Raw genomic sequence first — 26906 nt, forward strand, 5'->3', positions numbered from 1 at the left:
AACAGAACGTTGTGAAACAACCATTTTTTAGTGTTTCAACTCCGTGCCCTGGCGACCCTAATGTTCACTCACCCATCGAACACTAGGAAATCCATGGCACACAGAGTTACCGCCCGCGGCGTGGCCGCCTGCGCGGCAACCACCACCGCGGCGGGCGCGCTGGCGCTGTTCGGCGCCGGCGTGGCACAGGCGGATGCGGGAACCATCACCTGGAGCGACGGCTCCTCGCAGTTCACCCGGACCGTCAGCAACACCACCCCCGCCGAGGGCGACACCGTCACGGTCAGCACCAAGTTCGAGCGCACCAGCTGGACCGACGAGTTCATCTACAACATCAAGGACCGGCACGCGACGTGCCTGACCTACGTGGACGGCTCGGCGAAGATGACCGGCAACGACGGCGACTACCCGTACGCCAATCCCGAGGTCAAGGCCGATGAGGGCAATGGCAGCGGCTACGTGCGGGTGTCGTTCGGGGTCACCGAGTGGTCGGTGCAGAACCGCCCCGGATTCCACCGCTCCCCCATCTTCACCGTGCAGTACAAGGTCGGCCGCGACTGCGCTCGCGGTGTCGCGCTGACCAGCGGCATGGATTACGGCGGGTCGCTGGGTTCGGGCAACTACGGCACCAAGGGCCCCTCGATCACGGTCGGCAAGAACGCGAGCACCACCACCCTGGCCGCGGTGCAGAACGCGCGTGTCGGTGTCGCGACCACGCTGACCGCGACCGTCACCGGCGCCGCGGCGGGCGACCCGGTCGACTTCTACGACGGCACAACGAAGATCGGCTCCGGCGCGCTGGACGCGGCCGGGACCGCGACCTTCCAATGGACCCCCACGGTGAAGGGTGATCACACCCTGACCGCGCAGTACGCGGGCACCACGGCCGCCAACGGCTCGAAGTCCGGTCCGGTCACCGCGCAGGTGTCGGAGCAGAACGCGTCCTCGACGGTAAGCCTGGCCGCCGGTTCGGGCGCGCAGGTCGGCAAGGCGACCACGCTGACGGCCACCGTGAACCCGGCCGCGGCGGGCGGCACCGTCGAACTCCGCGACGGCGACACCTCCCTGGCGGTGGTCCCGGTCGGTTCCGACGGCACCGCCGCCTACCAGTGGACCCCGGCCACCGCGGGCGCGCACACCCTGACCGCGACCTTCTCCGGCCGTGACGGCGTCACCGGCTCCACCACGACCACCCAGGTCACCGTGGCCGACGCGCCGGTCCAGAACACCAACTCCACCACCACCCTGTCCCCGGTCTCGGGCGCGCAGGTCGGTAAGGCGGTGGCGGTGACCGCGACGGTGAAGCCCGGAACCGCCGGGGGCACGGTCACTTTCAAGGACGGCAACACCGTGGTCGGCACCGCGCAGGTCTCCGGTGACGGCACCGCCACCATCCAGTGGACCCCGGCAACCGCGGGCCAGCGCACGCTGACCGCCGAGTACTCCGGTCAGGGCACCGTGAACGCGTCCTCGGACCGGGCCTCGGTCGTGGTGGCCGCCGCCGCGGGCGGGGTCGATACCGGCAGCGGGACGGGCAGCCTCGGCTCCCTGCTCGGCGGTACCGGCTCGAGCAAGTAGCGGGGTGATGTCGCCGGGCGGTCCCCTCCCCGCCGCCCGGCGACATTTCCGGCCGGCGACATCTCCACGCGGCGACATCTCCACACGGCGACATCTCCACACGGCGACATCTCCACAAATGGTCCCCGCCCGCGCCGATTCGCGGCAGGCTGGAACGGACTGGCCGAGGGATCGGATGTTGCCGCAGGTAGCGCCGTTCCACCTCTAACCTGATCTCCCGGCGTACGCGACATATGGGCCACATGGGAGGGCGTCATCAACGATCGCGAAGCGGATCTGAATCAGTGGTTTCGCGCGGAGGTCGCCGCGGCGACGCCGGGACCGGCTCGCGCGCACGGGGAATCGATCGGCGCCGCCGGGCTCACCGGTGAGCTCGCCCTGGCGCTGTTCGACGCCCAGGCCACCTCCCGGCACCTGGATCTGGCCGCGCGGCGGCTGGGCCGCGACGGGCACGGCTACTACAGCATCGGATCGGCCGGGCACGAGGGCAACGCCGCGGTCGCGGCGGCGCTGCGGGTCACCGATCCGGCGCTGCTGCACTACCGCTCGGGCGCGTTCTTCGTGTACCGCACCCGGCAGGTGCCGGGCCTGGACCCGATCCGCGACGTCCTGCTGGGCGTGACCGCGGCGGCCGCGGACCCGATTTCCGGTGGGCGGCACAAGGTTTTCGGCAGCAAGCCCGCCCACATCATCCCGCAGACCTCCACCATCGCCTCGCATCTGCCGCGCGCGGTCGGGCTGGCGTTCGCGCTGGGGCGCGCCGCCCAGCTGGGACTGCGCACCGAATGGCCCACGGACGCGGTGGTGGTGTGCAGTTTCGGCGACGCCTCGGCCAATCACTCGACCGCCGCCGGTGCGATCAATACCGCGATCCACACCGCCCATCAGGGCGTGCCCATGCCGATCCTGTTCGTGTGCGAGGACAACGGCCTGGGCATCAGCGTGCCCACCCCGCGCACCTGGATCGAGCAGGCCTACGGCTCGCGCCCCGGACTCGCGTATTTCGACGCCGACGGCGCGGACCTGCCCGCGGCGCTGGCGGCGGCGACAGCGGCCGCCGATCATGTTCGCGCCCAACGCAAACCGGCCTTCCTGCGTCTGCGCACGGTGCGGCTGCTCGGCCACGCGGGCTCCGATGTCGAATCGGCCTACCGGCGTCCGGCCGATATGGCCGCCGATCTGCGCCGCGACCCGGTGGCCGCGACCGCCCGGCTGCTGGTCACCACCGGGGTGGCGACCCGGGACGCGATCCTGGCCCGCTACGACGAGATCGCCGAACAGGTCGCCAAGTCCGCCGACAGTGCCTGGCACGAACCGAAATTGGGCTCGGCCGCCGAGGTCCTGACCCCCTTGGCCCCCGCGCATCCCTCGACGGTCCGCATCGACGCCCTGCGCAGCACCGAAGGCCCCGAGAACGGCGACCCGCTCACCCTGGCCCAGGCGGTGAATAAGACCCTGGCGCACCTGCTGGCTCGCGACCCGGACGTGCTGGTGTTCGGCGAGGACGTGGGCCGCAAGGGCGGGGTGTACGGCGTCACCAAGGGCCTGCAGCAACGTTTCGGCGTACGAAGGGTTTTCGACACTCTGCTCGACGAACAGAGCGTGCTGGGCACCGCGCTCGGCGCGGGCCTGGCCGGGTTCGTGCCGATCCCGGAGATCCAGTACCTGGCCTACGTCCACAATGCCGAGGACCAGTTGCGCGGCGAGGCGGCGACGCTGTCGTTCTTCTCCGGTGGCCGCTATCGCAATCCGGTGGTGGTGCGCATCGCGGGCCTGGCGTATCAGAAGGGCTTCGGCGGCCACTTCCACAATGACAATTCCCTTGCCGCACTGCGGGATATCCCCGGTCTGGTGCTGGCGGTGCCATCGCGCGCCGACGACGCCGCGGCCATGCTGCGCACATGTGTGGCGGCGGCGCGGGTGGACGGCCGGGTGTGCGTGTTCGTGGAGCCGATCGCGCTCTATCACATCCGCGACCTGTACAGCGACGGCGACGGCGGCTGGCTGGCGCCGATTTCCGGTGCGCCCCATGCCGAGATCGGCCGCGCCCGGGTGCACGGCACGGGCACGCATCTGACCATCGTGAGTTTCGGCAACGGGGTGCCGATGAGCCTGCGGGTGGCCCGGCGACTGGCCGAGCGCGACATCCACGCCCGGGTGCTGGACCTGCGCTGGCTGGCCCCGCTGCCGGTGGAGGACCTCCTCGACAACGCCAGCGCCACCGGGCGCGTGCTGATCGCCGACGAAACCCGCCGCAGCGGAGGCGTTTCCGAGGCGGTGTGCGCGGCGCTGCTGGACGCCGGATTCGAGGGCAAGCTGGCCCGGGTCACCAGTGCCGACAGTTTCGTGCCGCTGGGCCCGGCGGCAACGTCGGTGCTCCTGGACGAGGACGCGATCGAGGCGGCCGCACTGGGCCTGCTGGCCGCGCCCCGGTGACCACGGACGGCGCCGGGCCTGCTCGCTTGGAAGCCCGGCCCCGCCCGTGGTCGACGCCGGTTCCGGTCGGCGTCCCGGTGCCGTCGGAGGACGACACCCAGACCATCTACGTATCAACTACGTAGATACGTAATATCGTAGACGCGGGGTCGCACGCAAGGGGCACGTGGCGACCCGCACACGATTCGCAAACTCGCGCGCGACAGTAAGGCTGTCCTCAGTTTTGCCCCCTACACTCGGGCGGATTCCACGGGAGGAGATCGGATGCGGGCCGCGCGATCGCGGGTGGGCCGATGAGTGTCGCTGTCTGTCTTTTGCTGTACGGGTTCGCGGTCGCGGTGCTCGCGCCCCGGGTGCTGCGGCGGATCAGCGCGTCGGGGGCCGCACCGCGCATCGCGGTCGCGGCGTGGGTGGCGGTGATGATCTCGACCCTGCTGGCCTGGACGGTGACGGTGACCATCATCGTGGTCGACATCGGCACCCATAAGATCTCGGTGCTACCGGCCCGCTTCCTCGACACCTGCCTGCTGCACCTGCACGACGCGGCGGTCGGCCACTACGGGCGGCACCTCCAGACGGGCCTGCTGGTCCTGTCCTTCTTCGCGGCGCTCGCGGGCCTGGTGGTGGCGTTCCGGCTCGCCACCACACTGTGGCGATCACGCCGCAGCACCATCGAGCACGCACGCATGGCCCGCCTGGCCGGACGCCACCACCCCGAACTGGACGCCGTGATCCTCGACGTCGATCATCCCGCCGCGTATTGCGTTGCGGGCAAACCCCATACGATCGTGGTCAGCCGCGGCGTGCTCACCGCCCTGGACGACCACCACCTCGAAGCGGTGCTGTCGCACGAGCGCGCCCACCTGATCGGCCGCCACCACCTGCTGCTCACCCTGACCCGCGGCCTGGCCACCGTGCTGCCGCGGATCCAACTGTTCACCATCGGCGCGGCGGAGGTGGCGCGGCTGCTGGAAATGCTGGCCGACGACGCGGCCGCGCGTATTCACGGCCGCGACACGGTCCTGCAAGCCCTGCTCACCATGGCCGCGCTGCCCGAGCAGTCCGACACCACCCACGCGGTGCTGCGCGCACGCGTGCGACGACTCTCCGAACCGCCCCGCTCCCACTCGCGCACCGCGGCCGTGGCCGCGACCCTGACCGCCATGCTGATCCCGGTGGCCGCGCTCATCGCGGCCGCCACCGGCATCGAGGTCTGCCTGACCTGACCGCGGGCGCTATCAGCGCCGCGCCGGCAGCGGCTGGGTCGGGTAGTCGATCACCCGGCCGGGCGGGGCCATCCGATGCGGTGGCCGTTTGCGATGCCGACCGCCTGGCGGGGGCTCGCGACTCGAACGGTCCAGCACCGCCAGCGCAACCGCCGCGAGCACGCCGATCACCACCAGTCCCAGCCAGACCGCCCACTCCGCGCCCGCGGCGTGCGCCGCGCCCAGCAGTGCGCCGGTGGCCAGGTTGCCGATCAGGATGCCGATGCCCACCACGGTGTTGTAGAAGCCGTAATGCGTGGCCACCAGCCGATTTCCCGACAGCGACACCACGGTGTCCATCTCGAACGGGAACACCGCCGCCGTCCCCACCGCCAGCACCGCCGCCGCCAGCAGCAGCGCGCCGAGCGCCACCGCGTCACCGAAGATCCCGCCCGACGGCACGATCGCCAACGGCAGGAACGACACCGCCAGCAACGCCACCCCCACCACCAGACCACGCCCGGTCCCCCACCGGCCGCGGAACCAGTCCGTGATGCGCAACTGGCCCGCGACCGCGACGACACCGGAGATCACGAACAACGCGGAGGTGACCGTCTGCGCCCGGTCCCCCGCCAGGAATTCCGCCTGCAACGGCAGCGCCAGATACACCTGGAACGACAGCACATACGAGCCGACCATGGCCACCGCGAACGCCACGAACCGGCGATTCGCCACCACCGTGCGCCAATCCTCGAGCACCGAGGTCCGCACGGCGGGCTCGGCCGCGCGGCGCGCGGGCAACGCGAACAACTGCGCGACGGTGAGCGCCGCGAACACCACCGCCGCCGCGGCCGCCGTGACCCGGAAATCCAACGCCAGCAACGCCAATCCGACCAGCGGACCCGCCAGGGTCCCGGCCTGATAGAAGACGTTGAACACCGCGAACGCCTCCACCCGCCGCTCCCCCGCCTCGGCGGCGAGGTAGGCGCGCACCGCCGGATTGAACAGCGCGCCCGCGAAACCGGTCGCCGCCGAGGCGATGATCAGGCTCGGCAGATCCGAGGCGAACGCCAGCAGCGCGAAACCCGCGGTCCGCAACAGACATCCGGCCACGATCAGCGGCTTGTACCCCAGCCGATCCGCCAGCGTGCCGCCCACCAGGAACATGCCCTGCTGCGAGAAGTTGCGCACGCCCAGCACCAAACCGACCGCCCACGCCGCCAAACCCAAGGGGCCGGACAGGTATCCGGCCAGATAGGGCATGAGCATGTAGAAGCCGAGATTGATGCCGAACTGGTTGACCATGAGCAGCTGGGCCGCCCGGTCGAACCCGCGGAACTTCGCCACGACACTCACGACTGCGGCCCCGGGGTCGCGTCACGCGGGTGGTCGGGTATGCGGGGGTCGATGACGGTCGTGCAGCGGGTCCAGCGCTCGACCTGCCGCTCCCGCGGATGGGCGATCACATCGGGACCCACCGGTTGGCCCGCGTCCAGCAGACCGTGTGCGGCGCAATAGGAGTCGTTGTAGACGGTGTCGAAGTAGCGGTGCGGACCGTCCGGGAAGACGGCGGCGATGCGGGCGCCCTCGGGATGGGTGCGGGCCGCCCACCCGGCCACCAGCGCCACCGCGCCGACGCTCCAGCCGCCACTGGACAGGTAGCCCGAGGCCAGGGTGCGGCAGGCCCAGACCGATTCGGCCGGTGCGACCCAATGGATTTCGGTGAAGGCGGCGTAGTCGACATTGCGCGGATGGATGCTCGAACCCAGCCCGCGCATGAGGCGGGGACCAGCCTGCTGGCCGAAGATGGTGGAGGCCACCGTGTCCACGCCGATCAGCGACAACGCTGGATTGGTGCGGCGCAGGGCGCGGGCGATGCCGGCGGAGTGCCCGCCGGTGCCGACAGCGCACACCAGCACGTCCACACCGCCCAGCTGCTCGATCAGTTCCCGGGCCAGAGACTCATAGGCGTCCACATTGTCGGGATTGCTGTACTGGTCGGGGCACCAGGAACCCGGCTCCGCCGCCAGCAGTTCGGCCACGCGATCGCGGCGCGCCTGCTGCCAGCCACCCTCCGGATGCGGGTCGCGCACCAGGTCCACCCGCGCGCCGTAGGCCGCGAGCAGCTGGGCGACCATGGGTTCCAGCCCGGGATCGGTCACCACCGTCACCGGGTGCCCGTACACCAGCCCCGCCAGGGCCAACCCCAGCCCCAGAGTGCCGCTGGAAGATTCGATGATTCGCGCGCCCGGTGCGAGATCGCCGCGCTCGCGGGCGCGGCGCACCATGTGCAACGCCGGCCGGTCCTTCATACCGCCCGGATTGCGGCCTTCGAGTTTGGCCCAGAAGCCGCGCCCGGCGGGTGCGAAGGGCTCGCCCACCCACAGCACCGGCGTATTGCCCACCAGGGCGCGCGGTTCGCGGGCCAGGACGGGCAAGCCGGAACTGGTGGTGAGCATGTCGAATTCGTCGAGCAGACCTCGGTCCATGACTGTCGCTTTCGGTATCGGACCGCCCTATACGGCGGAATGACGTGCACGGCAACGGACTCCGGCCGCGGGCACTGGGCCCCGGCCTGCCGCTGACCGATCAGCGTCGGGCGATACACAAGCGCGTCAGCAGTATTCGGCCGCCGACCGCGCCTCCCGGCGGTCCGCGCACACCGTGGACGGCGTTGGCGACGCTTTGATTCGCGAGACCGACCTCGACCGCGATCCGCTCGGTGGTGAACTCCGGAGCGTGCTCCTCACCGGGTGAGGCCGAACGGATGGCGTGTTCGACATGCGGGTCACAGTGTGCGGATTCGCCGCCCAGTGGCTCGTCGGGGACACCGACGGCCTGGGCATGGCTCAATCCGGGCGAATGGTCAGCGCCCGCCCCGGCGGCACAGTCGGTGATCGCGGCGACCAGCACCAGCACGGCGAACAGCAGTCCCCACAGGAACCGGCCCGAACCGCCGCCACGGCCCACGCCGCCACCTCCTGCCCGAATTCGACTGTTCCGCCGTCACTTTCACCGGTCGAGCGGTCACGGTCGCCGTACGAGGTCATCGCGACGGAATCCGATGGACACGCTCCCGAAACAATCTACTATCTACGTACGTAGTCCGTAGTAACCCGGTGACCGGGTTCACGTCCGCGCGAGGCGAACACGGGGCAAAAGACCACGACACGCATGGGGTTCGCGCCATTGGAACACCCGACACGCCGAACTCGCGCCGTGCCTACGACAGAGAGAGGGCCACCGGCCCCCGACGATCAGCGCTTGCCGCGCGTGAACTTCCGCAACGCCGCGCGCAGCCCCTCGGACTCCTCCGCGCTCATCTGCTCCACGAAATGCGCGAGCACCAACTCCGAACGGCCGCCGCTGCCCAGCGCCTCACGCATGAGCCGGGCGCTGTACTCCTCGCGACTGAGACTGGCCCAGTAGCGGTAGGCCTTACCGACCCGCTCACGCTCCAGCCAGCCCTTGCGGTGCAGGTTGTCCATGGTGGACATGACGGTGGTGTACGCGATGTCGCGCTCGGCGGCCAGCTCGTCGAACAGCTCGCGAACCGTCGTCTTCCCGGGGCGATCCCAGATCCGTTCGATGATGACGGTTTCCAGATCCCCGAAGCCTCGTGCACTCACGTCCGACGTCTCCTCACCTCGGCGCGCCATTCGTACGTTCTACGTACGTAGACAGTAATATGGGCTGCCCGCCCTCACAACATATGGCGTTGCCCGGGTCCGCCACGCCGGTTCCGCAGCAGTTTCACTCCGCCAGGCGGTGTCCCGCGTCCCGCAGTGCCGCCGACGCCTCCTCCAGCCGATGCGCCGGAACCAGGATGAGATCGGCGTGGAAGGTCGAGGCCACGAACACCGGGATCGACGAATCGGCCAGCGGCCCGATCAGCGCGGCCAGCGTGCCGGGTGAGTTCAGGCTCCCGGCGTCGATACCGTAGAAGCCCTTCCAGGTCTCCCCCTCGGCCCACGCCGGCGCTTCCCGAATCACAGTAAGCCCCTCCGGCGCTCGCACCAGCGCGATCCACTCGTCGTCCTCCGGAAACGTCGAATTCGGCAGATGATCCACCGCGAACTGCGACGGGACGATCCGCAAACGCTGGGAGCCGGTCATGGCCACATCGTAGGCGGCGGGCCCGACAATCCCGTTTCGCCCACCGCACCGACCGGTATTGGTGTTAGCGACTAAAATTCGGGTGACGGTTCCTGGACCGACCCGTAGAGTCGGCGAAATGACCACCAGCCCAAGACAAATCGCCACCGAGAACGAGCAGATCGCCGATCTCGGCACCTACCGCACCAGCGACGGCACCCTCGTCGACATCAGCTCCCCGCTGACCGAGGCCCGCGCCTGGACCGTCTGCCACGAGCCCGAGGAAGACCTCTACACGCCGGTCACCGGACCGTTCACCGGACGCCTCGAGGTCACCGGCGAAGGCAGCGTCCCAGCCGCGCGCCGGATCCACGCCGAAGGCGGAAAACGGCTGGCGGTGCTCAACTTCGCGTCCGCCCGCAACCCCGGCGGCGGCTACATTCGCGGCGCCCGCGCTCAGGAAGAGGATCTCTGCCGCAGCGCCCTGCTCTACCGGTGCCTGCTCGAGACACCCCGCTACTACGAGGCCCACCGCGCCTCCGACGACCTCGGCTACAGCCATCGGGTCATCTACTCCCCCGAGGTACCGGTCATCCGGGACGACCGCGGCGAACTCGACCCGCACCCGTTCACTACGTCCTTCCTGACCTCGCCCGCCCCGAATGCCGGTGCGCTAGCGGACCGTTCGGGCCACTCGGTCGACGTGCGCGGCCTCCTCACCGAACGCGCCACCCGCGTGCTCGCCGTCGCGGCCCACCACGGAGTGCGCGAACTGGTGCTCGGCGCCTGGGGTTGCGGCGTGTTCCGCAATGACCCGAACGAAGTCGCCGAAGCCTTCGACCTCGCACTGCGCGTCCACGGCGCCGCCTTCGAACGGGTCGTCTTCGCGGTCTGGGACCGCTCCCCCGTCTCGGCCAACCGCGCCGCGTTCGAAGCCCGATTCGGCTCGGCCGCATCCTCGTAGTCGCGGTTGCCCGCGGAACCCACGTCGGGTCTCGCGGCAGCCGCGACATCCACGCAATCCATGCTCAGATTGCAATATCTACAGACTTGGATACTTGCACTCCCGGATCGGTCGAGACGCGACCGGGCTCGGTGGTCGGCCTGCTCCCGTCAATCCGGCCAGACGGGCGAACGCTTCTCCAGGAAAGCGGCCATTCCCTCACTCGCGCCAGGCAATTGGGAGGCGGCGGCCATGACTTCCCGCGCGAGCGTATACGCGTCCGCTTCGGGGCGGTCGAGCTGCGCGTAGAGGGTGCGCTTGCCCAGGGCCTTGCTGGCACGACTCCCCCGCGTGGCCCGGCCGAGCAGGTCGGCGACCGCGGCGTCCAGGTCGGCGGCCGGGACCGCGTAATTGATCAAGCCCCAGTCGACGGCTGTGCGAGCATCGATCACATCGCCGGTCAGGGCCAGCTCCATCAAGCGCTTTCGGCCGATCGACCGTGCGACGGGTACAGCCGGGGTATGACAGAACCAGCCGCCCTTGCCGCCGGGCAGCGCGAAGCCCGCGGAGTCGGCGGCGACGGCCAGGTCGCAGGAGGCGACGAGCTGACAACCGGCCGCGGTGGCCAGGCCGTGTACCCGCGCGATCACCACCTGCGGGACCTCCTCGAGGGTGGTCATGACCTCTTGGCACAGGGTGAGCAGGTCGCGAACACCGAGCAGGTCGCGCGCGGCGACATCCGCGAAATCATGCCCCGCGCTGAATACGGGCCCGGCCGCGGCCAGCACGATGCCGGACGCGTCGGTCTCCCCCGCTGCCCGGAACGCCGCGAGCAGTTCGGACAGATGATCGGCGGACAACGCATTACGCCGATCGGGCCGATTCATGGTGATGGTGATGGTGTCACCATCGGTTTTGACGAGCAGGTACTCGTACTCCGCGGTCATGCTTCCACGGTAGTGCGGGTGGCCGCCGTTCGCGGTCACACGGGCGAAGGCGCGGCCACTCCCAGTTGCAGCCATCGGCCGACCGAGGGAACCCCGTCGGCGTCCACGACCGCCACGAGGTACCAGCCGGGTGGAGCCAACGCCGGATTCGAGGGCATGGCCACCGAGACCGTGCCGGCCGCGGTCGCGGTGATCGGCAGATCGATCAGGCGCTGGTTGTTGTCACAGGAGTGGGTACACGAGGTGGGATGCATGAGGCTCACCTCGCGAACGTCGGCCGATGTGGTCAGCGTCAGCGTCACGCCGTATTCCACTGTGCCCGAGGTCATCTCGAACTCCGGTCGAGCGCCTCGGAACAGGTAGGGCGGCCAGAACACTTCGATGCGCAGTTCCTCGGTCTTGCGCTGCGGATTCGATCCGGCCGTCACGACTTTGCCGTCGGGAGTCAGCAGCGCCACCGAGTGGTACAGCCGCGCCACCCGCTGCGGGGCGGTCGGGGTCCAGGTTCCCGCGGCGGGGTCGTAGATCTCCCCGCTGGGCGGGACGGCGTCGGCCATCTCCTCCATCGCCGAACCGCCCGTGACCAGCACGGTGCGGTCCGGCAGCACCACCGCGCAGACGTGCATGCGGGCGTAGGTCATGGGCGGACCCGCCTGGTAGGCGGGCGTGGCTGCGCTCAGATCCGCGATGCGTGTATCGGACAATGCCATTCCGGGGCCGTGCGCGTCGACGGTGCCGCCGCCGAGGATCATGACCCGCTGCGCCTGCGCGGGCGGCAGCAGCACGCTGGTGGACTGGCTGCGGGATTCGGGATCGTAGAGGCCGCGCACCTCGGTGACCGAACCGAGCACGGGATCCCAGATCGAGGGCCGCATACCGTTGTTGGTGCCGTATTGCCCGCCGGTGTAGAAGATGCGGCCGTCCGCGAGCAACACCAGATGCGCGTACATCGGGATCGGTCCGGGCACCGGCAGTTTCGACCAGGTGAGCTTCTCGGGATCGAACAGTTCCGGCGTCTGCGACAGGAACCCGTCCGCGCCGAGTCCCGAAACGGCCACCACCTCACCGGTTTTCAGCGCGGTCAGGGTGGGATACCAACGCCCGTAATTCATATCGGGCTGCGCGGTCCACGCCAGCGTCGCCGGATCGAAGATCAGGGTGTCGCGCAGGCCGAAGAACGGGTCGTACTGCCCGGTTCCCCCCGCCGCCAGCACCCGCCCGTCCGGCAGGTACGCCTGCCCGGAACAGAACAGGTCGATGGGTGTGGCGGGCGCGGCCAGGCCGGGATTCGGGTAATGCCAGACGCGGGTGCGGAACTCGTGGGCATCGAGCCGATCCGGGTCGTTGCCGGATCCGGCGAAGAACAGGATGTCGCCGGTGTGCAGCAACGCCGCGTGCACCGGATTCACCTCGGTCCCGAAATCCAGTATGCGCCAGGCGCCTTGGGTGGCCGCGGTGGCCAGATCGGTGTCGAGGTCCAGGACGCGCAGGTAGCCGGAGTTGCCGCCCGCGGGGTGATCGATGGCGCCCACCACCAGTTTCGGGAGCCCGCCCGCGCCGGGCAGCAGCGCGACGGCCGCGCCCTGATTGGCGGCGAAATCCCAGTCGGGCACACGCGACCAGCGGCTCCAGCCGTCGACGCAGTGCCCGGTCCCGTCCAGGCCCCAGCCGACGGTGTACAGCCCGCCGTTGCCGTCGCGCGGGTGGTCGACGGTGAAGACGATGAGCTCGGGGCGGCCGTCGCCGTCCAGGTCGGCGACGGTGAGGCCCGCGCCCTGGTTCTCCCACCCCCACCAGTCGGGCACCTCGAGCCACGGCGTCCACTGCCCGACCGAGCCGTCCGCGGCCAGGCCCTTGGCCAGCCGGAATCGGCCGCTGTTCTGGCCGTCGGGATTGTCGACGGCCAGCACCACCAGGACCGGTTCGCCGTCGATGCGGGTCAGGCAGATGTCGGCGCCCTGGTTCTCCCAGCCGTACCAGTCCGGGATCTGCTGCCACGGGGTCCAGCCGCCGGTGACAGCGCCGTCGGGGGCGAGGTCACGGCCGATGCGGTAGTAGCCCTGGTTCTGACCGGCGGGATTGTCGACAAGGAAGACCACCAGGTCGGGGCGGCCATTGCCGTTGAGGTCACCGACGGCGATGCCCGCGCCCTGGTTCTCCCACCCCCACCAGTCCGGCACCGGCAGCCAGGGCCCCCACTCCCCGACCGTGCCGTCGGCGGCGAGGGTGTGGCCGACGCGGTAGTTTCCGCTGTTCTGGCCGGCCGGGTCGTCGACCATGAGGACCACGATGTCGAGTGCGCCCTGTCCGCTCAGGTCGGCGACGGCGATGCCGCAGTCCTGATTGTCACGCGAGAACCAATCGGGAATGGGAACGAATTGTCCTGCCACACAGCACATTATCGGTGTCCCACGCGGCATGCGGGAGCCGATGTCCAGATCTCGCCGATGGCCGTTTACGCCAGGTTAGGGAAAACCCTCCCGGCGAATGGGAAACCCATTAACCTGCGAAACGCTCTCGTTTCACACACTGAGGATTTCACCATGAACAAGGCACTCTGGGCCAACGGCCTGGCGCTCACCGCCGCCGCCCTGCTCGCCGGCGCGGGCACCGCGGAGGCGTCGCTGGCCACCGTCATCGGCTCCGACTCCACCTTCAAGGTCGGCATCGACATTCAGCCCGGCATCTATAAGACCACGACCGCGACCCAGCTGTGCGCCTGGGCGCGCCTGTCCTCGCTCGCCGGTGGCACCGGCGGCACCATCGAGGCGGGCGGCGCCGTCGGCGGCAACGCCACGGTCGAGATCAAGTCCACCGACGTCGGCTTCTTCACCAGCGGCTGCGGCACCTGGACCCTGAACACCACCACCACCGTGTCCGGCTCCTCGAACTTCAGCACCGGCAGCATCGGCGGCTTCCTCCCGACCGGCTCCGCCTCGGGCTCGTCGCACTGATACGCGAGAGGTGAGCCGCCCACCCGGTGGGGGCGGCTCACCGCACCCGCGTCGACCTCAGCAATCGCAGCAGGTCTCCTCACAGCAGCAACAGCCCCACCACAACGCACAGCCGGTGCGCCTCGGCGACATCGGAACCCGTGGCCACCAGCGGATTCCATTTGCCGCGTGCCACGTCATCGGGCAGATCCTCGACCGAGTCGACGAGATGCGCTATGCGGCCGAACAATCGGCCCGCCTCGGTCAGGGCGGCCACATTGCCGGGACGGCCCGCCAGGATCGCGGTGTGGCCGAAGGCGGCCGCGGTAGCGGTCTCGGTGGGTTCGGTGACCGTGAGCAATGGGGTGCCGACCACGGCGGCGGCTTCGATCTGGGCCTGCCGGTCCACCGCGGTCACCAGGACGCCGGTGTCGAAACCCATTCCCGCGCCGGTGGATTCACCCTGACGGGCCCAGCGTTGGGCGATCCGCCGGGCGGCCGGACGGAATCCGGCCGTGCCGCCGACCCCCGGTGCCGGGTTCCGCTGTCCCGTCGAGTATGTGCGGTGCGATCGAGGCGCTGACCCGCGCGCTCGCGGTGGAGCTCGCCCCGATCCGGGTGAACGCGGTCATGCCCGGGGTGGTCCGCTCCCCGCTCTGGAATTTCCCGGATGACCTGCGCGAACAGTTCTATGCCGACAGTGCCTCGGCGACACCGTTGCGGCGCATCGCCGAAACCGACGACATCGCGCAGGCTTTCGTCTTCCTGATCGGCCAGCCCCACGCCACCGCCGCCGTGCTCACGCTCGACGGCGGCGCGGTGCTGGCCTGAGACCGGAGCGACTACTTGCCCGCGGCGTGCAGGGCGGCGAGGTAGCCGTAGACGATGGCGGGGCCGATGGTCGCGCCGGGACCGGCGTAGGTGTGGCCCATGACGGGGGCGCTGGCATTGCCCGCCGCGTACAGGCCCTCGATCACCGAACCGTCCGCGCGCAGGACCCGGCCGTCGGTGTCGGCGCTCAGGCCGCCCTTGGTGCCGAGGTCGCCGGGGACCAGTTTGGCGGCGTAGTACGGGCCGGTCTCCAGTGCGCCGAGGTTCGGGTTCGGGCGGTTGCGCGGGTCGCCGTAGTAGTTGTCGTAGGCGCTGTTGCCGCGACCGAAGTCGGGATCGGTTCCGGTGGTGGCGAATTCGTTGAATCGGGTCACCGTGGCGCGGAGGTTCTCGACCGGGATGCCGATCTTCTCGGCGAGTTCGGGGAGCGAGTCGGCACGGGTCAGCGCGCCCGACTTGAACCAGCGGCCCGGCAGCGACTGCCGGGGCGGGACGCCCGCGAACTGGTAGCGGTTGCGGTAGCGCTGGTCGAAGATCAGCCAGGCGGGCAGGTTCTCACCCGGGCCCGCGCCCTGGCCGTACTCGCCGCCGTACATCTCGTGGGTGGCCTCCACGTAGGGCAGGCACTCGTTCATGAACCGCTCGCCGCGGTCGTTGACCACGATGCTGCCGGGCAGATTGCGTTCGGCCAGGCAGAACCAGGGCAGGCGGGGCAGCGGGATGGACGGACCCCACCAGGCGTCGGCCATGAATTCGACGGCGCCACCGGCATTCTCGCCCGCCCGGATCCCGTCGCCGGTATTGGCCTTCGCGCCGACGGTCCAGTCGGTGCCGATGGGTTCGCGCTGGTACTGCTTGCGCATGGCCTCGTTGTGCTCGAAACCGCCGGCCGCGATGATCACGCCGCGGCGGGCGGTGAGCACCAGCTCGTGGCCGTCGCGGCGCACCACCACGCCGGTGACCCGGCCGTCCTCGGTGCGCAGGTCGAGCAGCGGCGTCTCCAGCCACAGCGGGACGTTCGCCGCCAGCAGACCGGCGCGCAGCATGGCGCTGAGGGCCTGGCCGCGGGCGAGGACCCGGCGGCGCAGCACGGTCGCCGCCAGCCAGCGACCCGCGACGCGAGCGCCGGTCAGCGGGCTGCGCGGGTTGCGCAGGCCCAGGTGCAACTGCCGGAACTCGGCCTGGGTGATCACGACGTTCTTCGGGGCGCGCACGTAATCCGGTTCCAGGGTGGACAATTCGGCACCCAGCCCGGTGGCGTTGTACGGGGCGGGCTCGACCGATCGGCCGTGCGAGCGGCCGCCGGGGGCCTCCGGGTAGTAGTCGGAGTAGCCGGGCACCCACCGCATGCGCAGCGGCGAGTGCGCGGCAAGGAAGTCGAACGCCTCCGCGCCGCGGTCCAGGAAAGTGTCGATGCGTTCGGGCGGCACGCCCGGACCGATGATGTCCTTCAGATAGACCCGCGCGGCCTCGAGATCATCGGCCGGAGCGGATCGTCGCAGTGCCGTGTTGCCCGGAATCCACACGCCGCCGCCGGATCTCGCCGTCGATCCGCCCCAGTGGGCCGCCTTCTCGACGATCACCGTCGACAGCCCGTGCTTCGCGGCGGTCAGCGCCGCCGCCATACCCGCCGCACCGGATCCCACCACGATCACATCGAAGTTCTGGCCGGTCGCTTTGTCGTCCTGCATTGTTCCTCACCCTGATTGTTCTGTTCGAAGCTGTTCACCGACACGCCAAGGCTTTTCAGCCGCGCCAGCGCTCCCCCGTCACGGCGTCGAGCGCGCCCTCGACGCACACCGCCAGCGACATCTCCGGATGCGCCGAATTCCGCAGCCACTGCAGATATCCGAACTCCGCCGCCGCCAGCATGAGATGCACCAGCAGGCCCGGCGTGCTGTCCTGACCCGCGTCCCGCCCCATCCGCTCCGCGACCAGCTCGACCAACCGAGTCCGATGTTCCGGAGTGATGAGCGCGACCCGTTCCAGCAGATGCGGCGCGGTCTGGAACGCCGCCCGCCACTGCTCCAGGTCCTGCGCGGCGAGGGTCGTGGACCGAGTCAGAATCGCCTGCGCCAGCGCCACATCCGCCGATTCCCCCGAGTTCCGCTCCTCCAGCAGCGCCACGATCCCGGCACCACCTTCACGCACGGGGTCGAGCAGCAGGTCCTCCTTGCTGCGCACGTGCCGGAAATACGTGCTCGCCGAAACCCCCGCCGCGGCCGCGATCTGCTCGGTCGTCACCTCCCCGAACCCCGTCGCCGCGAACAACTCGTACGCCGCCCGCTGAATCTCCCCGCGGATCTGCCGCCGCTGCCGTTCCCGCAATGACATCCATGCCTCCTTCGCCTGACGACAGGATCTCCCCCTATGACAGTTACTGTCAAGAGTGGAGTCGAAGTCATCTAGCGCGGCCGACGACGAATACACAGTTCGCCATGACATTGCCGATTCCACATTGAGGTCTTCACCCAAGCCCGATGAATACGACCGATGCGCACATAATGATGAGTGGATGAAGCATGCCCGGAGAGGAACATCCTGCACAAGGAAGGAATCCACGCCATGAGTACCGAATCGCACGCCCCGCACGCCGGACACGAGCACGTCCACGGCGAAGGTTGCGGACATGTCGCCGTTCCACACGACGGCCACACCGACTACGTGCACGACGGGCATCTGCACCGAGCCCACGGCGACCACTACGACGAGTGCGAACCGTCCGGCCACACCGCGCACGACAATCACGAACACGTCCACGGCGAGGGCTGCGGCCATGCCGCGGTGCCCCACGGCGACCACGTCGACTACATCCACGACGGGCACCGCCACGCGCCGCACGAGGGGCACTACGACGAGCACTGACCGGCCCCGGCCTCACCCGAGGCCGGGCCCCACCGGTCCGCCGACCTCAGACGCGACGCAGCGCGAGCACCGGAATAGTCCGGATCCCAGCCGTTTTCTCCGCGTACTCCGCGAATCCCGGATACCGCCGGGCCTGCTCGGCGAAGATCCGGTCACGGTCCGCGCCGGTCACCTCGGTGACGACGACCGGGTAGGTCTCGGTGCCGATCTCGGCCACGGCCTTCCCGGCGGTGACCAGGTTGTAGTACCAGTCCGGATTCGTCGGCGCGCCCGCCTTGGAGGCGAACACGTAGACCACGGCGGGGTCCTGCTCATCGGCCATGTACATGGTCGGCGTGACCAGCTCACGACCGCTCTTGCGCCCGCGGTGGTGCATCAGGATCATCGGCGCGCCCTCGAAGGGACCGCCCACCCGGCCCTCATTGGCCCGGAACTCGTTGATGATGTTCGTATTCCAGTCGCTCATACCGGCCATTCTGCCGACAAGGGCCGGGCATCCGTGGGATGCCCGGCCCTGTGCGACGGAAACCGTTACGGCAGCGGACCGCCGGCGGCGATGGCCGAGAGGGTGGCGAACTCGTCACCCTTCAGCGACGCGCCGCCCACCAGAGCGCCGTCGATGTCGGCCTGGCCGATCAGTTCGCCGACGTTCTTGGCGTTGACCGAGCCGCCGTAGAGGACGCGGACGCCCGCGGCCACTTCGGGATTCGCCAGTTCGGCGAGCTCCTTGCGGATGGCGCCGCAGACTTCCTGCGCGTCGGCCGGGGTGGCGACCTTGCCGGTGCCGATGGCCCAGACCGGCTCGTAGGCGATGACGACCTTGGAGATCTCCTCCGCCGTCAGGCCCTTGAGCGAACCGCGCAGCTGCTCGAGGTTGTACTCCACGTGGGTCTTGGACTCGCGGACGCCCAGGCCCTCACCGATGCAGACGATCGGCGTGATGCCGTACTTCAGCGCCTGCTTGGCCTTGGCCAGCACGGTGGCGTCGTCCTCGGTGTGGTACTGACGCCGCTCGGAGTGACCCACCACGACGAAGGTGCAGCCCAGCTTCGCGAGCATGGAACCGCTGATCTCGCCGGTGTAGGCGCCCTCGTCGTGGGTCGACACGTCCTGGGCACCGTAGGTGATCAGGAGACGGTCGCCCTCGACCAGCGTCTGCACGCTGCGCAGGTCCACGAACGGCGGGATCACCGTGACGTCGACCTTGTCGAAGTACTTCTCCGGCAACGCGAACGCGATCTTCTGCACCAGAGCGATGGCCTCGAGGTGGTTGAGGTTCATCTTCCAGTTGCCGGCGATCAAAGGCTTACGTGCCATGGCTCAGTCCTCCAACTGTGTTTCTTCGAGCACAGCGAGACCGGGGAGTTCCTTGCCCTCCAGGTATTCCAGCGACGCACCGCCACCGGTGGAGATGTGCGAGAAACCGTCGTCGGGCAGACCCAGGGTGCGCACCGCCGCGGCGGAGTCGCCACCGCCGACGACCGTGAACGCGCCCTTCGAGGTGGCCGTGGCGATCGCCTCGGCGACACCCCGGGTACCGGCCGCGAACTTCTCGAACTCGAACACGCCCATCGGGCCGTTCCAGAACACCGTCTTGGCCTCGGTCAGCAGCGCGCCGAAGCGGGCGGCCGAGTCGGGGCCGATGTCCAGACCCATCCAGCCGTCCGGAATCTCGTGGGCGGGCACCGTCTTCGACTCCGCGTCCGCGGCGAACTTGTCGGCCACCACGATGTCCACCGGCAGGTGGATGACGTCGGCGTACTTGTCGAGCAGGTCCTTGCAGGTGTCGATCATCTCTTCCTGCAGCAGCGAGGTGCCCACCGAAAGGCCCTGTGCGGCAAGGAAGGTGAAGCACATGCCGCCGCCGATGACCAGCGTGTCGACCTTCGGCGCGAGCGCCTCGATGACCGCCAGCTTGTCGGAGACCTTGGAGCCGCCGAGCACCACCGCGTACGGGCGGGCCGGGTCCTCGGTGAGCTTCTTCAGCACCTCGGTCTCGGCCGCGACCAGCGTGCCCGCGTAGTGCGGGAGCAGCTTGGCCACGTCGTAGACCGACGCCTGCTTGCGGTGCACCACACCGAAACCGTCGGACACGAAAGCGCCGTCGTCGCCGACCAGTTCGACCAGGGCGTTGGCGAGCTTGGTGCGCTCGGCCTCGTCCTTGCTGGTCTCACGCGCGTCGAAACGGATGTTCTCGAGCAGCATGACATCACCGTCGGTGAGGCCCTCGGAACGGGCGAGCGCGTCCTGGCCCACCACGTCACCGGCCAGCTGGACATTGCGGCCCAGCTCCTCGGCCAGTCGCGCGGCGACCGGGGCGAGGGAGAACTTCGGGTCCGGCTCGCCCTTGGGGCGGCCCAGATGCGCGGTCACCACGACCTTGGCGCCGGCCTCGGCCAGCGCCTTGATGGTCGGCGCGGACGCGATGATGCGGCCCGGGTCGGTGATGACGCCGTTGTCGAGCGGCACGTTCAGGTCCGAGCGCACCAGCACGCCCCGGCCCTCGACGCCCTCGTTCAGCAGATCCTGGAGAGTCTTGATCGTCATCGGCGCTTAGAGGGACTTGCCGACGAGGCCGACGAGGTCGGCGAGACGGTTGGAGTAGCCCCACTCGTTGTCGTACCACGAGGCGACCTTGACCTGGTTGTCGATGACCTGGGTCAGCGGCGCGTCGTAGATGGAGGAGTGCGGGTCGGTCACGATGTCGGAGGAGACGATCGGGTCGACGTTGTACTTCAGGATGCCCTTCATCGGGCCGTCAGCGGCGGCCTTCATGGCGGCGTTGATCTCCTCGACCGAGGCGGCGCGCGCCAGGTCGACGGTCAGGTCGGTGAGCGAACCGGTCGGAACCGGCACGCGCAGCGCGTAACCGTTCAGCTTGCCGAGCAGCTCGGGCAGCACCAGGCCGATGGCCTTCGCGGCGCCGGTGCCGGTGGGCACGATGTTCAGGGCGGCGGCGCGGGCGCGACGCAGATCCGAGTGCGGGCCGTCCTGCAGGTTCTGGTCCTGGGTGTAGGCGTGCACGGTGGTCATCAGACCACGCTCGATGCCGAAGGAGTCGTTGAGCACCTTGGCGATCGGGCCCAGGCAGTTGGTGGTGCAGGACGCGTTCGAGATGATGTTCTGCGAACCGTCGTACTTGTCGTCGTTGACGCCCATCACGATGGTGATGTCCTCGCCCTTGGCGGGCGCGGAGATGATGACCTTCTTGGCGCCGGCGGCCAGGTGGCCCTTGGCCTTGGTGGCGTCGGTGAAGATACCGGTGGACTCGACGACCACGTCGACACCCAGGTCGCCCCACGGGAGGGCGGCGGGGCCCTCCTTGATGGCCAGTGCGGTGATGCGCTGGTCGCCCACGACGATGGTCTCGTCGCCGTCCAGGGAAACGTCCTGCGGCAGGCGACCGAGGATCGAGTCGTACTTCAGCAGCGTCGCCAGCGACTTGTTGTCGGTCAGGTCATTGACCGCCACGATCTCGATGTCGGTGGTGCCGAGGGCCTTCTGCGCCTCGACGGCTCGGAAGAAGTTTCGCCCGATGCGGCCGAAGCCGTTGATACCTACCCGGACAGTCACGTTTCGCTCCTCAGCTTTGCGGATCGTTTCCGTTGCAGGGCTAACCCTAGCCTTGTAACGGAAACATCACGGACACACCCCCGCCACGGTGAACTACCGAAACGTTCACATACGTCACAGACGACCGGAAGCGCCGCAACCGTTGGGGTTGCGACGCTTCCGGACGGAATCACCGTGCGGTTGGCCTCAGTTTAGGCGGCACCGCAGCGGAATCATGCCTCTTCGAGCAGCTCTGCGGTGACGGCACTTTCGGTGTCGGGCACGCCGAGTTCCTTGGCGCGCCGGTCCGCCATCGACAGCAGTCGCCGGATCCGGCCCGCGACAGCGTCTTTCGTCATGGGCGGATCCGCCAGCTGGCCCAGCTCCTCGAGCGAGGCCTGCCGGTGCAGCACCCGCAGCTTGCCCGCGGCGGCCAGGTGGTCGGGAACATCGTCGCTCAGTATTTCGAGCGCCCGCTCCACCCGGGCCGCGGCGGCCACGGCCGCGCGCGCCGACCGACGCAGGTTCGCGTCGTCGAAATTGGCCAGCCGGTTCGCGGTCGCCCGGACCTCGCGGCGCATGCGCCGCTCCTCCCAGGTGAGCCGCGTGTCCTGCGCACCCATGCGGGTGAGCAGGGCGCCGATGGCCTCACCGTCGCGCACCACGACGCGATCGGTGCCGCGCACCTCGCGCGCCTTGGCCGAGATGCCCATGCGCCGGGCCGCGCCGACGAGCGCGAGCGCCGCCTCCGGCCCGGGGCAGCTCACCTCGAGCGCCGAGGACCGGCCCGGCTCGGTGAGCGAGCCGTGCGCGAGAAACGCCCCGCGCCAAGCCGCTTCGGCGTCGCCGATGCTGCCGCCCACGACCTGCGCGGGCAGGCCCCGGACCGGCCGGCCGCGCACGTCGAGCAAACCGGTCTGGCGCGCCAGCGCCTCGCCTTCCTTGGAAACTCGCACTACATACCGGGAGGTTTTCCGGAGCCCTCCGGCGCCGAGGACATGCACGTCCGAGCCGTATCCGTACAGCTCGAAGATCTCTCGACGCAGCCGACGCGCTATGGAACCCATATCCACTTCGGCTTCGACGATCACCCGACCGCCGACGATGTGCAATCCACCGGCGAACCGCAGTAGCGCGGACAATTCCGCTTTGCGCGAGCTCACCTGTGATACAGAGAGCCGGCTCAGCTCGTCCTTCACTTCCGCTGTCATCGCCACGAGACGCGCTCCTTTCCACCCAACCCGGACCGCACACGTTGGCCCATATGCCGTCCTTCGACTCGAAGCCCTGCTGATTCCGGCCGAGGTTGCCGGATCACCTGATCCAGTGCGGCGGCAAGCTTTCCGGGGTGGTGCCGGTCCGTCCCCGCCTCGGCGACATCAGCGAAGGTTACTCGCGCACGCAGCTGTTCGGCAGCTCTTGCCAGATGTTCGCGTTCCCTACCCTCGGGTACGGAACCGGAGTCCACCAGAACATGGTCGACTGTGAAATCCGGTGCGTGCTGGGACAATACATGCAGGTGCCGTTCCGCGGAGAATCCGGCCGTTTCGCCCGGTTCGGCAGCGAGGTTGAGCACCAGCACTTTCCGCGCCCGCGTATGCAGCAGCGCTTCGTGCAAATCCGGCACCAGCACGTGCGGAATGACGCTCGTGAACCAGCTCCCGGGGCCCAGCACCACCACGTCCGCGTGCTCGATCGCCGAGGTCGCCTCGGGGCAGGCGGGCGGATCCGAGGGGATCAGCCGCACCCGGCGCACCTTGCCCGGCGTGGTCGCCACCGCCACCTGACCGCGGATGCAGCGACTCACCCGCGGATCGCCTTCCAGCCCAGAGACATCCGCCTCGATAGTCAGCGCGATCGGCGACATGGGTAGCACTCTTCCGGTGACCCGCAGAATCTTTCCGGCCTCGTCGAGGGCCGCGACGGGGTCGCCCAGCTCCTCGGTCAGGCCCGCCAGAATCAGATTGCCGACCGAGTGCCCGGCCAGCGCGCCGGTCCCGCCGAAGCGATGTTGCAAAGTTCGCGCCCAGTGCCCGTCGGCCTCTTCGGCCAAGGCCACCAATGCCATTCGGAGATCGCCCGGCGGCAGCATGCCCAGCTCCGCGCGCAAGCGGCCCGAGGAGCCGCCGTCGTCGGCGACGGTGACCACCGCGGTGATCTTGCGCGTGAGCCGCCGCACGGCGGTCAGCGTCGCATACAGCCCGTGCCCACCGCCGAGCGCCACGAAGGCGGGATTGGCGGTGCGACCGGAAGTGCTCTCACTCATTCCCGCCCCAGATCTCGGTGGACCACGCGCACGACGTCACCCGAATCGCTGTCCGCCGCATGGCCCGCCAACGCGTCACCCAGCGCCTCCGCTATCGCCACACTGCGGTGTTTACCGCCGGTGCAGCCCACTGCCACGGTCATGTATCGCTTCCCCTCTTGGCGGTAGCCCTCGGTCGTCAGGTCGACGAGATGGTGCGCGGTGCCCAGGTAGTCCTGTGCGCCCGGGCGCGACAACACATACTCGCTGACCGGGGCGTCCTGCCCGGTTTTTTCGCGGAGTTCGGGAATCCAATGTGGATTCGGCAGGAAACGCAAATCGAACACCATGTCGGCGTCGAGCGGGACTCCGTACTTGAACCCGAACGATTGCACGGTCAACTGCAATACGCTGGCGGCGTCACCGCCGTAGACCTCCTCGAGCTTGCGGTGCAACTGGTGGATCGACAGCGCGGTGGTGTCGATGACGACGTCCGCGGCGGTCTTCACCGGGTCCAGGCGGCGGCGTTCGGCGGCGATGCCGGCGGTCAGGGTGCCGTCGGCGCTCTCGCTCTGGAGCGGATGGCGGCGGCGCGCGAAGCCGAAACGTCGGATCAGCACGTCGTCGGAGGCCTCGAGGAACAGGATGCGGGTCCGCACGCCCGCGGACCGCAGCTGTTCGACCACCGCGGACAGATTCCCCGTGAAGAAGCGGTTGCGCACGTCCATGACCAGCGCGAGTTTGCGGATCGGCGGTTCGGCGGCGCGGCCCAGATCGACCATGCGGCCGATCAGTTCGGGTGGCAGATTGTCGGCGACGTAGTACCCCAGGTCCTCGAGCACCTTGCCCGCGGTGCCGCGGCCGGCGCCGGACAGGCCGGTCACGATGACCACCTCGACCGGAGCGGGTTCGGAACCGGGCCGCCCCTTGCGGGGATTCGGCTGGGACTCGCCTGATTCGGTTGCCGGGTTGTTCTCGGCAGTAGCTGTGCTGTCTTCGACGCGCGTCATGTCCTACCGGTTCGTGTCTGGAGTTCCCTCGATCATCCTGCACCGACGCCCGCGAACCCGGCAGGCGAGCGGCGGGAGCGCAACACAGCTGTGATTTCCGCTCCCGACCAGCACACACGGCGTGTCGCAAATTTCCCGTTCGGCGTGTCGCACTCTACCCGGTGGGTCCCCGCCCGGCGCGCCGCGAAACGCCGACGCTCTACTGCTGACGCAACGCGTCCAGGACCGCCCTGGCCGTCGCCACGCCGATGCCCGGGACCTCGGTGATCTGCTCCACCGTAGCCTCCTTGAGCTTGGCGACCGATCCGAAATGCGTCACCAGCGCGGTCTTGCGAGTCGACCCCAGCCCCGGCACCGAATCCAGCGCCGACGCCGTCATCCGCCGCGACCGCTTGGAGCGGTGGAAGGTGATGGCGAAGCGGTGCGCCTCGTCGCGCACCCGCTGCAGCAGATACAGCGCCTCACTGGTGCGCGGCATGATCACCGGGTCCGGCTCGTTGGGCACCCACACCTCTTCCAGGCGCTTGGCCAGGCCGATCACCGCGACATCGGTGATGCCCAGCTCGTCGAGCACCTCCGCGGCCGCGTTCACCTGCGGCGCACCGCCGTCCACCACGTACAGGTTGGGCGGATAGGAAAAGCGGCGCGGCTTACCGGTCTTCGGGTCGATGCCGGGCAGCCCGGGTTCGGTTGCCTCGGAATCGGATTCGAGCTCGGCGGCCTCGGCGGCGTCGAGTTCGCGGCGCAGCTTCCCGAAGCGGCGGCGGGTCACCTCGGCGATGCTGCCGACGTCGTCGGAGCGGCCCTCCCCGGCGGCCTCCTTGATCGTGTAGTGCCGGTACTCGGACTTGCGGGCCAGCCCGTCCTCGAACACCACCAGCGAGGCCACCACGTCGGTGCCCTGCACATGGGAGATGTCCACACACTCGATGCGCAGCGGCGCGCTGTCCAGATCCAGGGTGTCCTGGAGTTCCTGCAGCGCCGCCGACCGCGCGGTCAGGTCACCGGCGCGTTTGAGCTTGTGCTGGGCGAGGGCTTCCTGCGCATTGCGCTGCACCGTCTCGGCCAGGGCCTTCTTGTCCCCGCGCTGAGGCACCCGCAGCTGCACCGCCGACCCGCGCAGCCCCGACAGCCACTGCTGCACCTGTTCGTGATCGTTGGGCAGGGCCGGGACCAGTACTTCCCGCGGAACCACCGCGCCCGGTTGCTGGTCACCGCTCTGCGCGGCGACCGCGGTCTGCTCGCCGTAGAACTGGGTCAGGAACTGCTCGACCAACGCGGGCAGCTCGCCCCCGGCCGCCGCGGCGTCGATGGCGTCGCCGGACTTGTCGACCACCCAGCCGCGCTGGCCGCGCACCCGGCCGTCGCGGACGTGGAAGATCTGGACCGCGGCCTCGAGCTCGTCGACGGCGAAGTCGATGACATCGGCGTCGGTGCCGGTGCCCAGCACCACCGCCTGCTTCTCGAGCGCGCGCTTGAGCGCCTGCACGTCGTCGCGCAGCCGGGCGGCGTTCTCGAAGTCGAGCTCGTCGGCGGCCTCGTGCATGCGGCGTTCCAGCTGCTTGACCAGGCGGTCGGTCTTGCCGGAGAGGAAGTCGCAGAAGTCGTCCACGATGTCGCGGTGCTCGGCCGCGCTCACCCGGCCGATGCACGGCGCGGAGCACTTGTCGATGTAGCCCAGCAGGCAGGGCCGCCCGATCTGGCTGTGCCGCTTGAAGACTCCGGCCGAGCAGGTGCGCACCGGGAACACCCGCAGCAGCAGGTCCAGGGTCTCGCGGATGGCCCAGGCGTGGGCGTACGGACCGAAGTACCGAACGCCCTTCTTGCGCGCGCCACGGTAGACGAAGACGCGCGGGTATTCCTCGTCCAGGCTGACCGCCAGCACCGGGTACGACTTGTCGTCGCGGTAGCGGACATTGAAGCGCGGATCGAATTCCTTGATCCAGTTGTATTCCAGCTGCAGCGCTTCCACCTCGGTGGACACCACGGTCCACTCGACGCCGGCGGCGGTGGTCACCATCTGGCGGGTGCGCGGATGCAGCCCGGCCACATCGGCGAAGTACGAGTTCAGCCGCTGGCGCAGGCTTTTCGCCTTGCCGACATAGATGACCTGGCCGAACTTGTCCCGGAACTTGTAGACGCCCGGTTCGACGGGGATGGTGCCCGGGGCGGGCCGGTAGGTCGCGGGATCTGCCACGAGTCCAGGTTAGTCAGTGCCTCCGACACCCCATCCGCGGCGCTCTCGGCGACGAAGTATGGACAAGAT

The 26906-nt window shown here is 69.3% G+C and carries 25 protein-coding genes; 7 read left to right on the top strand and 18 right to left on the bottom strand.

Translation table 11 applies throughout. The features are described from left to right. Positions 1 to 93: 93 nt before the first annotated feature. The 3 genes from ACWEOI_RS17455 (at position 94) to ACWEOI_RS17465 (ending at position 5240) form a co-directional block, all read left to right on the top strand. Positions 94 to 1578 (top strand): Ig-like domain-containing protein, encoded by a 1485-nt coding sequence (locus ACWEOI_RS17455; protein ID WP_433672819.1) that lies wholly within the window; start codon positions 94 to 96, stop codon positions 1576 to 1578. Positions 1579 to 1923: 345 nt separating this feature from the next. Then, complete coding sequence (locus tag ACWEOI_RS17460) at positions 1924 to 4014, top strand: thiamine pyrophosphate-dependent enzyme (protein ID WP_452360643.1); 2091 nt, start codon at positions 1924 to 1926, stop codon at positions 4012 to 4014. Positions 4015 to 4307: 293 nt separating this feature from the next. Further along, the gene (locus ACWEOI_RS17465; protein ID WP_452360252.1) at positions 4308 to 5240 is read left to right on the top strand and encodes a M56 family metallopeptidase; all 933 of its coding nucleotides are present in this window, start codon (positions 4308 to 4310) and stop codon (positions 5238 to 5240) included. Between the two features lie 12 nt (positions 5241 to 5252). Here the strand turns inward: ACWEOI_RS17465 and ACWEOI_RS17470 are convergent, their stop codons facing one another. From ACWEOI_RS17470 to ACWEOI_RS17490, 5 genes are all read right to left on the bottom strand, one after another. Further along, complete coding sequence (locus ACWEOI_RS17470) at positions 5253 to 6524, bottom strand: MFS transporter (protein WP_452360644.1); 1272 nt, start codon at positions 6522 to 6524, stop codon at positions 5253 to 5255. A 47-nt stretch (positions 6525 to 6571) separates the two neighbouring features. Then, on the bottom strand, positions 6572 to 7708 hold the full coding sequence (locus ACWEOI_RS17475) for a PLP-dependent cysteine synthase family protein (RefSeq protein ID WP_452360253.1): 1137 nt from the start codon (positions 7706 to 7708) through the stop codon (positions 6572 to 6574). Positions 7709 to 7808: 100 nt separating this feature from the next. Continuing rightward, positions 7809 to 8189 (bottom strand): putative copper homeostasis (lipo)protein LpqS, encoded by a 381-nt coding sequence (lpqS, locus tag ACWEOI_RS17480; protein WP_452360254.1) that lies wholly within the window; start codon positions 8187 to 8189, stop codon positions 7809 to 7811. A 287-nt stretch (positions 8190 to 8476) separates the two neighbouring features. After that, positions 8477 to 8848 (bottom strand): BlaI/MecI/CopY family transcriptional regulator, encoded by a 372-nt coding sequence (locus tag ACWEOI_RS17485; protein ID WP_357083165.1) that lies wholly within the window; start codon positions 8846 to 8848, stop codon positions 8477 to 8479. 124 nt (positions 8849 to 8972) lie between these two features. Beyond that, positions 8973 to 9335, bottom strand: a complete 363-nt coding sequence (locus tag ACWEOI_RS17490) for an ACT domain-containing protein (protein WP_357083168.1) — start codon at positions 9333 to 9335, stop codon at positions 8973 to 8975. A gap of 118 nt (positions 9336 to 9453) precedes the next feature. Between ACWEOI_RS17490 and ACWEOI_RS17495 the strand changes: the two genes are divergently transcribed. Next, positions 9454 to 10278: a TIGR02452 family protein gene (locus ACWEOI_RS17495; protein WP_452360255.1), complete on the top strand. Its 825-nt coding sequence runs from the start codon at positions 9454 to 9456 to the stop codon at positions 10276 to 10278. Positions 10279 to 10427: 149 nt separating this feature from the next. Here ACWEOI_RS17495 and ACWEOI_RS17500 read toward each other — a convergent pair whose 3' ends face one another. Further along, the gene (locus tag ACWEOI_RS17500; protein WP_433672814.1) at positions 10428 to 11204 is read right to left on the bottom strand and encodes an enoyl-CoA hydratase-related protein; all 777 of its coding nucleotides are present in this window, start codon (positions 11202 to 11204) and stop codon (positions 10428 to 10430) included. Between the two features lie 35 nt (positions 11205 to 11239). Beyond that, positions 11240 to 13594 (bottom strand): galactose oxidase-like domain-containing protein, encoded by a 2355-nt coding sequence (locus tag ACWEOI_RS17505; RefSeq protein ID WP_452360256.1) that lies wholly within the window; start codon positions 13592 to 13594, stop codon positions 11240 to 11242. Between the two features lie 153 nt (positions 13595 to 13747). Here ACWEOI_RS17505 and ACWEOI_RS17510 point away from each other — a divergent pair, with 153 nt between their 5' ends. Then, entirely contained in the window at positions 13748 to 14158 is a 411-nt protein-coding gene (locus tag ACWEOI_RS17510; protein ID WP_433672812.1) for a hypothetical protein, read from the top strand. Between the two features lie 79 nt (positions 14159 to 14237). Here the strand turns inward: ACWEOI_RS17510 and ACWEOI_RS17515 are convergent, their stop codons facing one another. After that, the gene (locus ACWEOI_RS17515) at positions 14238 to 14579 is read right to left on the bottom strand and encodes a hypothetical protein (protein WP_452360671.1); all 342 of its coding nucleotides are present in this window, start codon (positions 14577 to 14579) and stop codon (positions 14238 to 14240) included. Here ACWEOI_RS17515 and ACWEOI_RS17520 point away from each other — a divergent pair. Next, on the top strand, positions 14498 to 14968 hold the full coding sequence (locus ACWEOI_RS17520) for an SDR family oxidoreductase (RefSeq protein ID WP_452360257.1): 471 nt from the start codon (positions 14498 to 14500) through the stop codon (positions 14966 to 14968). The genes ACWEOI_RS17515 and ACWEOI_RS17520 overlap by 82 nt on opposite strands. Positions 14969 to 14979: 11 nt before the next feature. Here the strand turns inward: ACWEOI_RS17520 and kstD are convergent, their stop codons facing one another. Both kstD and ACWEOI_RS17530 read right to left on the bottom strand, forming a co-directional pair. Beyond that, a complete protein-coding gene (kstD, locus tag ACWEOI_RS17525) occupies positions 14980 to 16659 on the bottom strand; it encodes a 3-oxosteroid 1-dehydrogenase (RefSeq protein WP_452360258.1) in 1680 nt (559 codons plus the stop codon). Positions 16660 to 16714: 55 nt separating this feature from the next. After that, positions 16715 to 17302 carry a TetR/AcrR family transcriptional regulator gene (locus ACWEOI_RS17530; RefSeq protein ID WP_452360259.1) on the bottom strand — a complete coding sequence of 196 codons (588 nt, stop codon included), beginning with the start codon at positions 17300 to 17302 and terminating at the stop codon, positions 16715 to 16717. Between the two features lie 231 nt (positions 17303 to 17533). Here ACWEOI_RS17530 and ACWEOI_RS17535 point away from each other — a divergent pair, with 231 nt between their 5' ends. Beyond that, positions 17534 to 17833, top strand: coding sequence for a hypothetical protein (locus ACWEOI_RS17535; protein ID WP_433672808.1), 300 nt, complete (start codon positions 17534 to 17536; stop codon positions 17831 to 17833). A 46-nt stretch (positions 17834 to 17879) separates the two neighbouring features. Here the strand turns inward: ACWEOI_RS17535 and ACWEOI_RS17540 are convergent, their stop codons facing one another. The 8 genes from ACWEOI_RS17540 to uvrC all read right to left on the bottom strand — a co-directional run bounded on the left by ACWEOI_RS17540 (position 17880) and on the right by uvrC (position 26837). Beyond that, positions 17880 to 18308, bottom strand: a complete 429-nt coding sequence (locus tag ACWEOI_RS17540) for a nitroreductase/quinone reductase family protein (protein ID WP_433672807.1) — start codon at positions 18306 to 18308, stop codon at positions 17880 to 17882. A 56-nt stretch (positions 18309 to 18364) separates the two neighbouring features. Continuing rightward, a complete protein-coding gene (gene tpiA, locus ACWEOI_RS17545) occupies positions 18365 to 19150 on the bottom strand; it encodes a triose-phosphate isomerase (protein ID WP_452360260.1) in 786 nt (261 codons plus the stop codon). A gap of 3 nt (positions 19151 to 19153) precedes the next feature. Beyond that, a complete protein-coding gene (locus ACWEOI_RS17550) occupies positions 19154 to 20380 on the bottom strand; it encodes a phosphoglycerate kinase (protein WP_433672805.1) in 1227 nt (408 codons plus the stop codon). A gap of 6 nt (positions 20381 to 20386) precedes the next feature. After that, positions 20387 to 21406, bottom strand: coding sequence for a type I glyceraldehyde-3-phosphate dehydrogenase (gene gap, locus ACWEOI_RS17555; RefSeq protein WP_357083207.1), 1020 nt, complete (start codon positions 21404 to 21406; stop codon positions 20387 to 20389). A gap of 212 nt (positions 21407 to 21618) precedes the next feature. Further along, positions 21619 to 22602, bottom strand: coding sequence for a DNA-binding protein WhiA (gene whiA, locus ACWEOI_RS17560; protein WP_120736392.1), 984 nt, complete (start codon positions 22600 to 22602; stop codon positions 21619 to 21621). Continuing rightward, the gene (locus tag ACWEOI_RS17565) at positions 22593 to 23651 is read right to left on the bottom strand and encodes a gluconeogenesis factor YvcK family protein (protein ID WP_357286234.1); all 1059 of its coding nucleotides are present in this window, start codon (positions 23649 to 23651) and stop codon (positions 22593 to 22595) included. Before ACWEOI_RS17565 ends, whiA begins: the two co-directional genes overlap by 10 nt. Continuing rightward, positions 23648 to 24640 (bottom strand): RNase adapter RapZ, encoded by a 993-nt coding sequence (gene rapZ / locus ACWEOI_RS17570; RefSeq protein WP_433672804.1) that lies wholly within the window; start codon positions 24638 to 24640, stop codon positions 23648 to 23650. The genes ACWEOI_RS17565 and rapZ overlap by 4 nt, the downstream gene beginning before the upstream one ends. A gap of 199 nt (positions 24641 to 24839) precedes the next feature. Next, complete coding sequence (uvrC, locus tag ACWEOI_RS17575) at positions 24840 to 26837, bottom strand: excinuclease ABC subunit UvrC (protein WP_433672803.1); 1998 nt, start codon at positions 26835 to 26837, stop codon at positions 24840 to 24842. Between the last annotated feature and the right edge of the window lie 69 nt (positions 26838 to 26906).

It is taken from the genome of Nocardia sp. NPDC004340, from assembly GCF_053602575.1.

What these genes read in the sequence shown, in the direction of transcription:
- ACWEOI_RS17455 (WP_433672819.1), top strand. Translation starts at nt 94, where the DNA reads ATGGCACACAGAGTTACCGCCCGCGGCGTGGCCGCCTGCGCGGCAACC.
- ACWEOI_RS17465 (WP_452360252.1), top strand. Translation starts at nt 4,308, where the DNA reads ATGAGTGTCGCTGTCTGTCTTTTGCTGTACGGGTTCGCGGTCGCGGTG.
- ACWEOI_RS17470 (WP_452360644.1), bottom strand. Translation starts at nt 6,524, where the DNA reads ATGGTCAACCAGTTCGGCATCAATCTCGGCTTCTACATGCTCATGCCC.
- ACWEOI_RS17475 (WP_452360253.1), bottom strand. Translation starts at nt 7,708, where the DNA reads ATGGACCGAGGTCTGCTCGACGAATTCGACATGCTCACCACCAGTTCC.
- ACWEOI_RS17490 (WP_357083168.1), bottom strand. Translation starts at nt 9,335, where the DNA reads ATGACCGGCTCCCAGCGTTTGCGGATCGTCCCGTCGCAGTTCGCGGTG.
- ACWEOI_RS17495 (WP_452360255.1), top strand. Translation starts at nt 9,454, where the DNA reads ATGACCACCAGCCCAAGACAAATCGCCACCGAGAACGAGCAGATCGCC.
- ACWEOI_RS17500 (WP_433672814.1), bottom strand. Translation starts at nt 11,204, where the DNA reads ATGACCGCGGAGTACGAGTACCTGCTCGTCAAAACCGATGGTGACACC.
- ACWEOI_RS17510 (WP_433672812.1), top strand. Translation starts at nt 13,748, where the DNA reads ATGAACAAGGCACTCTGGGCCAACGGCCTGGCGCTCACCGCCGCCGCC.
- ACWEOI_RS17520 (WP_452360257.1), top strand. Translation starts at nt 14,498, where the DNA reads ATGGGGTGCCGACCACGGCGGCGGCTTCGATCTGGGCCTGCCGGTCCA.
- ACWEOI_RS17515 (WP_452360671.1), bottom strand. Translation starts at nt 14,579, where the DNA reads ATGGGTTTCGACACCGGCGTCCTGGTGACCGCGGTGGACCGGCAGGCC.
- kstD (WP_452360258.1), bottom strand. Translation starts at nt 16,659, where the DNA reads ATGCAGGACGACAAAGCGACCGGCCAGAACTTCGATGTGATCGTGGTG.
- ACWEOI_RS17530 (WP_452360259.1), bottom strand. Translation starts at nt 17,302, where the DNA reads ATGTCATTGCGGGAACGGCAGCGGCGGCAGATCCGCGGGGAGATTCAG.
- ACWEOI_RS17535 (WP_433672808.1), top strand. Translation starts at nt 17,534, where the DNA reads ATGAGTACCGAATCGCACGCCCCGCACGCCGGACACGAGCACGTCCAC.
- ACWEOI_RS17540 (WP_433672807.1), bottom strand. Translation starts at nt 18,308, where the DNA reads ATGGCCGGTATGAGCGACTGGAATACGAACATCATCAACGAGTTCCGG.
- tpiA (WP_452360260.1), bottom strand. Translation starts at nt 19,150, where the DNA reads ATGGCACGTAAGCCTTTGATCGCCGGCAACTGGAAGATGAACCTCAAC.
- ACWEOI_RS17550 (WP_433672805.1), bottom strand. Translation starts at nt 20,380, where the DNA reads ATGACGATCAAGACTCTCCAGGATCTGCTGAACGAGGGCGTCGAGGGC.
- ACWEOI_RS17565 (WP_357286234.1), bottom strand. Translation starts at nt 23,651, where the DNA reads ATGAGTGAGAGCACTTCCGGTCGCACCGCCAATCCCGCCTTCGTGGCG.
- rapZ (WP_433672804.1), bottom strand. Translation starts at nt 24,640, where the DNA reads ATGACGCGCGTCGAAGACAGCACAGCTACTGCCGAGAACAACCCGGCA.